Here is a 12,146-nt window from a genome sequence, read left to right as displayed (position 1 = left end):
CGATTCACTTTATTCCCTCACGTTTTATTTCTGATAGCAGCCCAGGTATCTCTCTGTTGCCCAGGGTGCGGGGAAACCAGCAGCCATCGTTGATGGTTGCCAGGCTTTGACGAAACGCTGCGCCATCCCAGATCCATTCTTCCTTAGACGCGCAGCTGCCGGCGCTGCTTCCCATAAAGACATTGGTAATCACGCCATCGTGCCAGGTTTGCGCGTCAGTGGTCACGGCAACAGGCTTCGCTTTTAGCTGGCTGTCGGTGACCCAGTAACCGTATCCCTGGTTATAGGCCGCGCCCCAGCACTGGGTGGAAAGTAGCGTGTGCGTATCATCCAGCGGCGTGGCAGTAATATCGCCGCTGATAATATTGCCGTTGACGTCCTTTTCCCCAACCGAGGTCAGATAATCGCACTGCTGCTCGCTGGTTAAGACGGCAAGCAGCTGCGGCCTGAGCGCTTCAGCCTCTTTTTTGGTTAATACAGAGGGTTGAGCGGGGCTGACTTTTACCGCCTGGATCACCGGCATAGCCACGGCCTTAGCGACGCCGCTTTCGGGCCTGTCGCCTTTTTTAACCCAGGCACCTTGCGTACCGATACGGCCCTGCACGTCATCCACTTTCAGCAGCGCCGCATAGGCGCCCTCGCCGGAAAGCTGAAAGCTTTCGCGATCGCTTTTGAACCCGACCGTGCCGCTGCCTTTAACGGCATCGATCAGCGCCAGCGTTTGCGCTTCTGACAACCACCAGCGGTTAGCCTTCTGCGTCGCTTCGCCCGCAGGCTGGCCGTTCAGCCACAGCGTCAGTTTTTTTACCGGCGCCTCGTTTTCCCTGTCTTCCGGCAGGATAATTTCGCCAGCGGTAGCCGTATGCTCGCCAGGTGCCCGCGTCAGCAGCACGCCGCCCACATTCTCCTGTACGCTATGGCCGCCGATACGGCAGGTTAAAGTGTTATCGCAGGCCACTGACCACGCCTTATGATAAAAGGATACGCCGCTTTCCTGGGCGATAACCGGGGCGGCAAAGATAGTCAGTGCGGTAAAAACCAATTTATAAAGATGATTCAAGCTGTCGCTCCATAATCCAATTTAGCGTATTGCAACAGTCGATACGCATACAGCGGCTTAATCCAGGCCAGACAAAATTATAACCCGGCATATCCCGGGCTTTTAATAGCAATCACTGTCCGCGACTAATTCCCCTCACCTGGAACATTAAAATAAAGCATAGATGCGCTGTTAAACCGCCGCCGGCCCCCCAATCCTGGTATCGAACAGACGATGTGTCTGAAAGTTCTGTTGAATAATGCTGTCACCCTGAGCTACTTATGCACAATGCCAGACCAGTAATAAGCTATACACTCAGCACGGTTTTCATCAGCAACGCATCCAGATCGCGGCAGTCCCGCCGCTCGCTATCCGGCAGATCTTCGCTGACACGGTTCTCGTCCAGCTGCTGGCGGATAAATGCATGGATGCGCTCCAGACGCTCGCCGTATTCCGCTTCGCCTGCGCGCTGCTTGCGCGCCAGCAGCTGTTCGATTTCGGCCAGCAGCAAGGGATCCGTCACCGTCCCTGCCAGCAGCTCTTCAAAACGCATCGGCGGCACGCCTTTTCCGGCCTCTATCCACTGCACCGCCAGCAGCGGACGCAATACGTAGAAGTACTTTTTCAGCCGCACGCTGTCGCCCTGCAGATAACCACGAAAGTTCTTTCTTGCCATGGAGAGATAGTGCCAGCGCGCCCGTAACGGCGAAAACCAGTCCGGTATCCTTTCCCGTAAATCGGCGACGATGGCCGCTTCCTGCTGATAGATCACCGGCGAATCCAGCCATTCAATCAGCGTTGGATTGGCTCGCTTCAACAGGCCCAACGCTTTTCGCCACTCCCAGCCGCAGACGTCCAGCGTATCGTCGATCGGCAGCTCGATAACGTCGCGCGGCGGATCGACACGCAGATACCACTCAGGTTGATGTACATAGAGAAAGCGCACGTCGTAATCGCTGTCCGGCGAGGCAAAACCCCAGCCGCGGCTGCCCGACTCGCAGGCATACAGCACTTTTACCGAGTGCTCTTCTTCTATCTGGCGCAGCACGCCCCGTACGCGCTCGCGCATTGCGCTATCCACACCATGCAATCCTGTTCTCATTTTTTTATCCTTTTACGCAAACAACCTGCGACAGCGTATGCACCACTTCCACCAGCGAAGACTGGGCGGCCATGACGGCATCAATATCTTTATAAGCCATCGGGATTTCGTCGATGACCTCTTTATCTTTTCGGCACTCCACGTGCGCCGTCGCGCGTCGCTGATCCTCCACGGTAAAGCGGGCTTTCGCCGCCGTGCGGCTCATGGTGCGCCCCGCGCCGTGGCTACAGGAGCAGAAGCTCTCTTCGTTACCCAGGCCGCGCACGATAAAGCTCTTCGCGCCCATCGAACCGGGAATAATGCCCATCTGCCCTTTTTGCGCCGAGACCGCGCCTTTGCGCGTCACCAGCACCGACTCGCCAAAGTGCGTTTCCCGCTCCACGTAGTTGTGGTGGCAGTTCACCGCTTCCAGATGCGTGGTAAAAGGCTTGCTGATAACGCGCGACATCGCCGCCAGCACCCGCTCCATCATGGCTTCGCGATTGTGACGAGCGTAATCCTGCGCCCAGCTCACCGCTTCCACGTAGTCGTTAAAATGCCTGCTGCCCTCTTCAAAATAAGCGAGGTTGCGATCCGGCAAATTGGCGATATGCCGCTGCATATCCTTTTGCGCCAGCGCGATAAACAGGTTGCCGATGGCGTTCCCTACGCCACGCGACCCGCTGTGCAGCATGACCCAGACCTGTTGGCTTTCGTCCAGGCAGACTTCAATAAAGTGGTTGCCGGTCCCCAACGTTCCCAGATGCTGATAGTTGTTGGTTTTGAACAGCGACGGATGCTTTTGCGTCAGCGTCTTAAAGCGCGGCGCCAGTTTGGCCCAGTGGCGATCCACCTCCTGCGGCGGCGTCTGCCAGGCGCCCTTATCGCGACCGGAACGGGTATTGGTGCGGCCGTGCGGCACCGCCTGTTCGATGGCGCTGCGCACGCCCGACAGATTGTCCGGCAGATCGCGGGCCATCAGCGAGGTGCGCACCGCAATCATGCCGCAGCCGATATCCACGCCGACCGCCGCCGGAATAATCGCGCCTTTGGTCGGGATCACGCTGCCGATGGTAGAGCCTTTGCCCAGATGCACGTCCGGCATCACCGCCAGATGGCGAAAGATAAACGGCATTTTCGCCGTGTTCAGCAGCTGCTCGCGCGCTTCCGGCTCAACCGGCACCCCGTTGGTCCACATTTTTATCGGCACGCCTTTCGCCTGCTGCAGAGTCTGATAGCTGTTTTTCATAATCGTTTTCCTCATTGCTGTGACCTGACTATTGCGAATGCCGTGCCAGAAGACCGCCACGCTGCATAATAAAATTTATCTTTTTGATTATTAATATAATTTATTATCACCTCGCACCTGCGCATTGCCATTAGCGACAGAGCAATTTATCGTAGCGGATAAGTTATTTATCCTGTGAGATAAGCATGAAAGCTAACGTAGTCATCGGCGTGCTGGGCACGGTGCTGGATAAACGCGGCAAGCGGGCAAACCGCTGGAGCAAGTGGCGGCCAACCGTCGCGCTCTGCCAGCAGGAAGGCTTACAGATCGACAGGCTGGAGCTGCTGCATCAGCCGCGTGATCTCAGTATGGCGCAGCAGGTGGCGGAAGATATCATTCAGGCCTCGCCCGCCACCCAGGTGGTGCTGCACAGCGTGAAGCTGGAAGATCCCTGGGACTTTGAAGAGGTCTACGGCAGTTTGCTGGATTTTGTCAGCCGCTATCCTTTTAATACCGACGCCGAAGAGTATCTGGTGCATATCACTACCGGCACGCACGTGGCGCAAATCTGCTGGTTTTTGCTGACCGAAGCCCGCTATCTGCCCGCGCGCATTTTGCAGACCTCGCCGGCCAGCAAGGGCTCGGAGACGCCAACCGCGCTCGGCCACTATTCCATTATCGATCTCGATCTGAACCGATACGCCACGCTGACCAGCCGCTTTCAGCGCGAGCAGCAGCACTCGACCTCGTTTTTAAAATCCGGCATCGAGACGCGCAATACCACCTTTAACAGCCTGATCGAGCAGATTGAACGCGTGGCGCTGCGCTCGGACGCCCCGATGCTGCTGACCGGCCCCACCGGCGCGGGCAAATCTTTTCTTGCGGAGCGCATCTATCAGCTGCGCCATGCCCGCCACCGGCTGGCCGGTAAATTCGTGGCGGTTAACTGCGCCACGCTGCGCGGCGACAACGCGATGTCCACGCTGTTCGGCCACGTTAAGGGCGCTTTTACCGGCGCACAGCAGGCGCGCGGCGGGCTGCTGCGGGAAGCCGACGGCGGCATGCTGTTTCTGGACGAGATAGCCGAGCTGGGGCTGGATGAGCAAGCGATGCTGCTGCGCGCCATCGAGGAGAAACGCTTCTTCCCGTACGGCTCTGATAAAGAGGTCAGCAGCGATTTCCAGCTGATTGCCGGCACGCACCGGGATATGCCGCAGTGGGTTGCCGAAGGCCGCTTTCGCGAAGATCTGTTTGCCCGCATCAATATGTGGACGTTTCAGCTGCCGGGCCTGGCCGAACGCCGCGAGGATATCGAACCCAACCTGGATTTTGAGCTGGAACGTTACGCCCGGGAACAGCAGACCCAGGTGCGCTTTGATAAAGAAGCGAGAAGCCATTTTCTGCGCTTCGCCTGCTCGACAGAAGCCAGCTGGCGAGGCAATTTCCGCGAGCTGGGCGCTGCCGTCACCCGGATGGCAACGCTGGCGGAACAGGGAAGGATTTCGCTGGAGCTGGCGGAAGAAGAGATCGCCCGACTGCGCGCCAGCTGGCGTACTACGGCATCAACAGCTGCCCTGCCTGAGCGCTCCGGGGCGCAGTACGATCTCTTTGACGAGTGCCAGCTACAGACGGTGCTGAGCGTCTGCCGCGCGACGGATTCGCTTTCCGAAGCGGGCCGACGCCTGTTTGCCATCTCCCGCCAGGGAAAGAAACAGCCTAACGACGCCGATCGCCTGCGTAAGTATCTGGCGCGGTTTGGGCTGAACTGGGAGGAGGTTAAAGGGTAACGCAGCCGACGACAGCCGTAACGCTTTTGCAGCCGGCCCCGATGCTGCGCGGCTGCAAAAGCGGGTAATGCGCTATTGTCCTTCGAAGCCGTAGTATTGCACCGGAAGCCGCTGGCCGTTCACTTCCAGGTCGCGCCACTGCTTAACTACAGTTTCAGGTATTTTATCCCGCAGGGCCTGCTCCAGCCTTGCCGATAGCGTCACGCTGCCAATCTGATCCCAGCCTGTGGCCTGGTGGGCATAGAGAGTAATGCTCTGCTGATTGCGGTTATAGAGCAGCACTTCCGGCGTGCCGTCGTTATTCACATCCTGCATCCACACCAGGCAGGAACCGGTATCCACCAGGCAGATGCCCGCCTCCTGCTCAATATATTGCGTCTGCATCTGCCACCAGCTTTCCGGCGGCGCTTCGCTGCCTGCTCGCAGCGGGATGCTGCGCTGAAGGTCGCTAACGGTTGGGTTAGCATTATTAGTGTCGCGTTCTGCCAGCAGCCGCACCAGCACGGCTTTTTGCCGGGCAGTCTCGTCGAGCCACTGCGGATAACGGCTTATCTTCTGTAACGCCTGTTTCCCCCGGCGTCCCGCATCACTGAATAAATAGAGATCCATGTCATCCACTTTTGCTTTGCCCTGCGCAAAACGCGCCAGCTGATTTTTCACGACAATGCGCCACGGATCGGCTACCGGCGTATGCAGTAAAAACCAGCCGCAGGCCGTCAGAGACAGCATCAGCGCGATAAAAATGTTCATGCTGCCCGCGCCCTGTGACCAGGCGCGGCGCTGGAACCCTGACAGCAGCAGCGAGCCAGCCACCGCCAGCAGTGCAATCATAGCGGCGTAGATCCGCTCCACCGTCCAGCCATACTCCGCGACGCGCAGCCACAGTGCCCAGACAGCCAGCCCGGCCAATAGCGGAGTCAGAGCCTGCGCAACCAGCACCACGCGCGCAATAACACGCTGCCAGCGCGACAGGTCAGGCGCGCTTTCGCCAGCGATGGCGCTGAACGCCAGCATCAGCAGCGTCATGGTCAATAACAGCGTGGTGGCTGAAAAAGCTTTGGGAATGATAGCCAGCCCGGTAAACGGCAAACAGGCCAGAAACAGCAGTAAGGCGACCGCGTGCAAAGGCAGCAGCACGCTTACAGCCCGCGTAACCAAATGCCTGTACAGACCGGCAGCGCCCGGCAGGCGTCGACAAAACACAATGCCCGCAGCGATGACCGCGCCGGTCGCTATCGGCGGGAAAAAACGGTTATCAAAGAAAAGCTGCTCAAAGAGCGTGATGCCGATGATGCTGAAGAGATTGCTCCACAGCATCAATACCAGCCAGAACAGCCCGGTCATTAAGCCAGTGACCGCCAGGGTAAAAGTGTTGCGCCACAGCGTTTCGGCGACTGCTCTGCTCCACTGTGACCCATCCTCTTCCTGCTGCGATTTAGTGCAGAAGGCGACCAGCATGGGCATAACCAGGCTGAGCATAACTATTACGGCGCAGATATTTTTAAAGTGAAATTCGCCCAGCGGCAGCGTGGGAAAATTCCAGCGATACCACCCCGTCATTAAGGCAATAACCGGCAATATCAGCAAGGCGCAGAGCCAGGGCCTGACGGCGCGGAGACGATAAAGCGTGAAGGCCAGAATGCTGGCCATCGCTAACGAGAGCGGCGGCAGATACAGAGAATAACGTTCGTGCAGGTTAAAACCATCCGGCAAAGCCCAGAGCAACCCGGCTATCATCCCGATAACGATAATGGCCCATTTAGTACGGTGAGGGAAAACTTCCTTTTGCAACATAGCTATTCCTTGCTGTTGGATTAGGTGAGAAGGAGAAAAACGGGTCATGATAAGACCTTTTTTTGTGAAAATCCCTGTGCCTGGCGGCGGTTATCCTGCACGCTGTCGTTTTCTTTCCGCTTTGATGCTGGCTTTTTCCTCACGGGCACGTGCCTTGAGGATTTTTCGCATACGAATAGCCAGCTTGATCAGACGCAGTTCGGTACTGACGGGTAAATTACGCTGACAAGCATTCGCCCATAGCATAATTAACAGCACTATGGTGATAACAATGATATTGATTAAGGCCTGGGCTTTATCATGTCTGAATAACAGGATAAGAAACAGCACAACATATACGACAGCGATATTCCTGAGTTTGGTGCTGTCTTCCGCCATCTGCGTAATGGCTTCCGGCAAATTTATGCCTGCTGTTAAATCCGGATGATAAATCTTTTTTATGAGCTGCACATTGCTCTTAAAGACAAAGTAATCCTTACGGGTAAAATTATTACTCAGTATTTTTTCTCGTATAGCCGTTTTATTCTCCATACGCCAATAATCCTCTAAACCGTTCTGAATTTCCATAGTTCACGGATCCGTGTGATAGCTGGTTAATGATAATGGCTGCGAAGAATTGACACCAGCGTGAATTTTATAATGTTTGGCATTACTTCTTACTATAAGCAACTCGCATAAATGAAATCGCTAACGGCCAAACAGATAAGCGAGTAACGCTTTATCCTGCGCTGTCCCTACCTTCCTCTTACGCTGGTTATCTCTTCAGCGTCGCCCAACACCTGGCGGCCATTATCCGGCGTAAATATTTTGTTATCGTGACCTCTGCTGACGATAAGCATTTCGCCTTAAGAAGGATCGAGCCGGCCATCGGACTTTACGGTTTACATTCATCGGCTTTTGTTATGTGATCCTGTTACGTGAATTTTTCGAGCTGTCTCGCAAAACAGGATCCTGTATGCGCTTTTACCAGGCCGATCCCCGCCTTGAAAACTACTGGCGCGGCGTTATTCTTTTTGGCAAAAACGTCGCCTCCTATAAATTCGCGCTCGCCCATGCGTTGTACGACCTGAAGCAGCAGGACAACGATCTGATTACGCTGGAAGCACTCGCCGTGCCCTTTGTGCGGCATTTATGCGCCCACCTGCGCCATGCGCCAAAGCAGATCACCAGCAAAAGTAGCGAATTTTTGGAGGCGTGCAGGCAGTTTAACGCAGGCGAGATCAACGAAGAACTGTTGATTGCCATTACCGTCAAGCGCGGCTTCGCTAACGTAATTGATGCTTTTCATAATGTGAATTACGCCGAGATCGACAAACGCTTTTTCCTGGATGAACGCCGAAGCCATAAAGGCATTCGGCTTACGGATAATTTTTATCAGCTGACGGAAAACGAACACTTTGCCAGCCTGGTAGAGGAAACGGATGCAAGATGGCGGCTGGTTGAAGAAGCCTGGGCCATGAACGTTTCACGCAACCTGATTGCAGTGGATTACGACGATAATGACAAGATGCTTTTCAGCCGCCAGAGCGGTCGCCGCGTCACCATTACCAGCTGCCGCAGCAGCCTGAATGGCTACCAGAAAGGCCTGTGCTTTTATTGCTTCCGGCCGATTGGCGTGGCCGGTGGCGAGGAGAACCTGGCTGATGTCGATCACTTTCTGCCGCTGATGCTCAGCGAACAAATCGGCAACCTCAACGGCGTCTGGAATCTGGTGCTGGCCTGCCAGACCTGTAATCGTGGCGCTCAGGGTAAGTTTGCGCGTATCCCTGCGATAACGCTATTGCAGCGCCTGCACGATCGTAACGAGTACTTTATTAACAGCCATCTGCCTTTACGAGAGACTTTAATTCGCCAGACCGGCAATACGCCGCAGCTGCGGCACAGCTTTCTGCAAAAAAACTGGAGTACGGCAAAATACGCCCTGCTCCACGAGTGGCAACCAGCGGCACAGGGAGGCAGTCTCTTTTGATAAACGAACACTATTACCGGCAGAACGCCCAACAGTTTTTTACCGATACGGTAAGTGTGGATATGTCTGCGCTTTACCAACCTTTTATTACCTGCCTGCGGTCAGGTGCGCGCATCCTTGATGCCGGCTGCGGTTCAGGCCGTGATGCCAAAGCCTTTAGCGAAATGGGTTTTACGGTCGAAGCCTTTGATGCATCGGCGGAGCTGGTTGCGCTGGCTCGTCAGCTCTCCGGCAAACCTGTGGAGCGGATGCGCTTTCAGGATGTTGCTGCGGTTGAAAAATATGATGGTATCTGGTGTTGCGCGTCGCTGCTGCATGTTTCCGAAGCTGAACTACCTGAAGTCATGACGAAGCTGGCGATAGCGCTGAAGCCTGGCGGCGTATGGTATCTCTCTTTTAAATATGGCCGCGGCGAACGGGAAAAGGATGGGCGCAGATTTACCGATCTGGATGCGGCTGGGTTACAGAAATTGGTAGATGAGGTTAATGAAGCTATTAGTGTAAGTTTGGCTAATAATAAGGCGGATATAAAAAGACAGGCAGGTTCTAAGAACAAAAAGGGAAGTGATTTCGTTCTTGAAACGAAAAAAATATGGCAGACCGGTGATTTACGTATCGGACGTGGCGATGAGGTATGGCTCAATGCAATTATCAGAAAAAAATTAACTTAGTAAGTTGATTCTGCTTATTCTGCTTTTCAGTCCAGCACCTGGCTGAATATTTTATCAGCGATGTGCTTGCCGATGCCGGAAAGTATGCGAAATATAACCTCTCTCTGTAAACAGCTTAAAAAATATAACAATCCATAAGCGATAATGAAAATGCTCTACAAATTACATTAATTATTAGAAGCTCGTTCCACTTTTAACTTTTCACCGCTAATAACTCAGGAAAGTAATCAGCGAAGAGATATAATAACAGGGTTATTTAGCGCAAACTGAATGTGCGGGAACACATTCAGCCTGCTGACCACAACAACTAACAGGACTAGTTATTATGGCTGAACAGGATTGTAATGCAGTTGCGGCTGCAAAAGAAGTGACGGAAACCACGCTGCGCCACTATACGGTGAGTTATGCGAGCACCTTTCCGGATTACGAGCGTATCCCCTTACTTGCCTTTAAGGGCAAATGGCTGGATGCGGCAGGGTTCGCAACCGGCACGCCGGTTGATGTACGGGTAATGCCGGGCTGCCTGGTAGTGACGGCTCGCGAGCCAGAACCGCAGGAACCGGAACTGATGCAGTCACTGCGCAAGGTGTGTAAGTTTTCTGCGAGGAAACAACGTCAGGTGCAGGAATTTATTGAGGTGATTTCGGGTAAGCCAATCCGTTAAGGTGCGAATTTCTTGTGCTGAATTATACCCAGCATCAGGCGGCTTTATGTTGAGTACGTTGATGCTGGTTGCTTACAAGATGTACAAATATTAAAATAGTCATCACCAGATCGGCGCACGTCCCGACTATTTGGATTTTATCAGATCGTCGGTTCAGGGTCTGGCTCCCTTAAAAAACTTTCATTTTAGGAAGTTGCTCAAAAACAATATTATTTTTGTTATCTGACTCAAGGATAAGAGGTCAAGGATGAGTAAACGTTCAGAAATTATAGATGGCAGGCGTGCTTCAACTGAAAGATATGGAATAGTTTATACCGAAGTACTTGGTTGGATTGACCTTGGCCATGCTCAAGGGACTGACATTAAATATTTATTGAGAAACATATCCAGAGGTGAGCTTTCGAAAAAAGAATATTATGATATTACCTATTCTCAAGGCATGACATCTCCCGGGAGCGTATTCAGAACAGGAAAGTTTACAACCTGGCGTATTAAACGTGGCCGCCCACATTGGGAACAAATCAGCATAGCGCTGGCAATGATGATGTCAGTGGCACGGGATTTTGAGGGTTTCCAGAATTCGTTTCCTAATAACATTATTACCGACAGCGGGTTTAGCGGTGAAGATTTGGTATCCGACCTGTTAGGTTTTTACCGGTCAACTTCAGTACCTGATGCATTTCAAATGTTGAGGCCGGTAAGTAAAGAGGAGGCCCTAAAACGCTGGGATTTTTATGGAAACATTGGGGCTTTCAAGGTTAAAAACTTTACTCCTCTTTTATTTCCAGACCCTGAACGGTTTCCCAACGCCCGGCCACGTAATGGTATTTTGCCGCCGTTTATGAAATCGGTCGTGCCCTATAATGATTTCTTGTCTGGCAACGTGATCCTACCTCCTCGTAACCGGACTTTTATGACAACAGGATCTAACGGGAGAATGGGGCTTTGAAAAGGATGGTGAAAGGAGCGTTGGCTGTTGCCATCGTCATTGCTGCAGCGTTCGCTTATGGATGGCCATATTTGCGAATGGAGTTAGCCACTAGCGCTTATTACACCGAGCAAGATGAAAAAGAATACGAGTACTACACTCCCGAACTCCTTAAAAATATGCCACGGATTTCAGATGCGTATTCCTTTGAGTTCGGCAACGTCAGCGGCCCGGAAGCCCATGTTTATACCATACGGTTTAATGGCGCAAGCGACCAAAGACAGGTTCAGGCTTATCTGACGGCTGCCGGATACAGGCAGCAGTCTGCCTGTGATGTTGAAGCCGAATGCTGGCGTTCGCCGGACACAAAAGATATCGTCACGCTGATTACGTACACCTCACCAGATAGCGTGGTGGTTCAGGTCTATCGTAGTCCTTATGGGGAGTAGATATCCGGGAAAATCACACTAGCTGGTGTGCTGGCTACCCTGAACTGTGTAGGCCAGCACATGCTTTTGAGGTTTACACTACCATAGCAACACCGGTTCCCTGCATCCGTACTACAGGTAGTAGTGGGATATTCCTACCCTTCCGGTTCGATTAAAACTCATATTTGACGCCACCTTCACGAGTCCGCCAAATCATCATAAGCACTTTTTTGTCGATGCAGTTTTGGGGAGGTTTTACATCACGAAAACACAGCCGATCTTCTTTTCCCTCTTCTTTGTAGCCATCTCCGAATGCATATACGGTTATCAGGAATGGCCCCACATTACCGGAAGGAATATGATATTTATCTCTAACCTTAACTTCATTGCGCAGCCACCATTCAATCTTTTCTGAGTCAGTGAAAGGCAGCTTTGTAGTGGCATAGTGAATTTGGCCACCTGAATAGAGGTGATATCATCGCCTCATAGTCAAAACAGGTGACATTATGACCGGACGTAACAGACGCAATTTTAGCCCAGAGTTTCGCCTCGAAGCT

Annotated in this window: 12 protein-coding genes; 6 read left to right on the top strand and 6 right to left on the bottom strand. The window is 53.2% G+C overall.

Annotated elements, in window-relative coordinates:
- Positions 1 to 4: 4 nt before the first annotated feature.
- The 3 genes from ACA373_RS12690 to ACA373_RS12680 form a co-directional block, all read right to left on the bottom strand.
- Entirely contained in the window at positions 5 to 1,060 is a 1,056-nt protein-coding gene (locus ACA373_RS12690) for a DUF1176 domain-containing protein (RefSeq protein ID WP_370734598.1), read from the bottom strand.
- Positions 1,061 to 1,346: 286 nt separating this feature from the next.
- A complete protein-coding gene (locus ACA373_RS12685) occupies positions 1,347 to 2,141 on the bottom strand; it encodes a nucleotidyltransferase domain-containing protein (RefSeq protein ID WP_370734597.1) in 795 nt (264 codons plus the stop codon).
- A gap of 4 nt (positions 2,142 to 2,145) precedes the next feature.
- On the bottom strand, positions 2,146 to 3,372 hold the full coding sequence (locus tag ACA373_RS12680; RefSeq protein ID WP_370734721.1) for an RtcB family protein: 1,227 nt from the start codon (positions 3,370 to 3,372) through the stop codon (positions 2,146 to 2,148).
- A 182-nt stretch (positions 3,373 to 3,554) separates the two neighbouring features.
- On the opposite strand from ACA373_RS12680, the gene rtcR reads away from it, so the two are divergent.
- The gene (rtcR, locus tag ACA373_RS12675; RefSeq protein ID WP_370734596.1) at positions 3,555 to 5,135 is read left to right on the top strand and encodes an RNA repair transcriptional activator RtcR; all 1,581 of its coding nucleotides are present in this window, start codon (positions 3,555 to 3,557) and stop codon (positions 5,133 to 5,135) included.
- Positions 5,136 to 5,207: 72 nt separating this feature from the next.
- Here the strand turns inward: rtcR and ACA373_RS12670 are convergent, their stop codons facing one another.
- A complete protein-coding gene (locus ACA373_RS12670; RefSeq protein ID WP_370734595.1) occupies positions 5,208 to 6,929 on the bottom strand; it encodes a DUF4153 domain-containing protein in 1,722 nt (573 codons plus the stop codon).
- Positions 6,930 to 7,019: 90 nt separating this feature from the next.
- The gene (locus tag ACA373_RS12665) at positions 7,020 to 7,496 is read right to left on the bottom strand and encodes a hypothetical protein (protein WP_370734594.1); all 477 of its coding nucleotides are present in this window, start codon (positions 7,494 to 7,496) and stop codon (positions 7,020 to 7,022) included.
- Between the two features lie 388 nt (positions 7,497 to 7,884).
- Between ACA373_RS12665 and ACA373_RS12660 the strand changes: the two genes are divergently transcribed.
- From ACA373_RS12660 to ACA373_RS12640, 5 genes are all read left to right on the top strand, one after another.
- Complete coding sequence (locus ACA373_RS12660) at positions 7,885 to 8,898, top strand: HNH endonuclease (protein ID WP_370734593.1); 1,014 nt, start codon at positions 7,885 to 7,887, stop codon at positions 8,896 to 8,898.
- Entirely contained in the window at positions 8,898 to 9,569 is a 672-nt protein-coding gene (locus tag ACA373_RS12655; protein ID WP_370734720.1) for a class I SAM-dependent methyltransferase, read from the top strand. Before ACA373_RS12660 ends, ACA373_RS12655 begins: the two co-directional genes overlap by 1 nt.
- A gap of 325 nt (positions 9,570 to 9,894) precedes the next feature.
- Positions 9,895 to 10,233 carry an endoribonuclease SymE gene (gene symE, locus ACA373_RS12650; RefSeq protein ID WP_370734592.1) on the top strand — a complete coding sequence of 113 codons (339 nt, stop codon included), beginning with the start codon at positions 9,895 to 9,897 and terminating at the stop codon, positions 10,231 to 10,233.
- 247 nt (positions 10,234 to 10,480) lie between these two features.
- Positions 10,481 to 11,182, top strand: coding sequence for a hypothetical protein (locus ACA373_RS12645; RefSeq protein WP_370734591.1), 702 nt, complete (start codon positions 10,481 to 10,483; stop codon positions 11,180 to 11,182).
- A gap of 5 nt (positions 11,183 to 11,187) precedes the next feature.
- Positions 11,188 to 11,610, top strand: coding sequence for a hypothetical protein (locus tag ACA373_RS12640; RefSeq protein WP_370734719.1), 423 nt, complete (start codon positions 11,188 to 11,190; stop codon positions 11,608 to 11,610).
- Positions 11,611 to 11,761: 151 nt separating this feature from the next.
- On the opposite strand, the gene ACA373_RS12635 is transcribed toward ACA373_RS12640, so the two are convergent.
- Entirely contained in the window at positions 11,762 to 12,019 is a 258-nt protein-coding gene (locus ACA373_RS12635; RefSeq protein WP_370734718.1) for a DUF943 family protein, read from the bottom strand.
- Positions 12,020 to 12,146 lie beyond the last annotated feature (127 nt).

The sequence above is a fragment of the Erwinia sp. STN24 genome, assembly GCF_041320675.1.
In the GTDB taxonomy this organism is placed as follows: Bacteria; Pseudomonadota; Gammaproteobacteria; order Enterobacterales; family Enterobacteriaceae; genus Erwinia; species Erwinia aeris.
The sequence above is the reverse complement of the archived record's forward strand: the minus strand, read 5'-3'. Positions and strand labels throughout refer to the sequence as shown.

Coding starts and splice junctions, on each gene's coding strand:
- ACA373_RS12670 (WP_370734595.1), bottom strand. CDS start 6,929: ATGTTGCAAAAGGAAGTTTTCCCTCACCGTACTAAATGGGCCATTATC.
- ACA373_RS12660 (WP_370734593.1), top strand. CDS start 7,885: ATGCGCTTTTACCAGGCCGATCCCCGCCTTGAAAACTACTGGCGCGGC.
- rtcR (WP_370734596.1), top strand. CDS start 3,555: ATGAAAGCTAACGTAGTCATCGGCGTGCTGGGCACGGTGCTGGATAAA.
- ACA373_RS12685 (WP_370734597.1), bottom strand. CDS start 2,141: ATGAGAACAGGATTGCATGGTGTGGATAGCGCAATGCGCGAGCGCGTA.
- ACA373_RS12645 (WP_370734591.1), top strand. CDS start 10,481: ATGAGTAAACGTTCAGAAATTATAGATGGCAGGCGTGCTTCAACTGAA.
- ACA373_RS12640 (WP_370734719.1), top strand. CDS start 11,188: ATGGTGAAAGGAGCGTTGGCTGTTGCCATCGTCATTGCTGCAGCGTTC.
- symE (WP_370734592.1), top strand. CDS start 9,895: ATGGCTGAACAGGATTGTAATGCAGTTGCGGCTGCAAAAGAAGTGACG.
- ACA373_RS12665 (WP_370734594.1), bottom strand. CDS start 7,496: ATGGAAATTCAGAACGGTTTAGAGGATTATTGGCGTATGGAGAATAAA.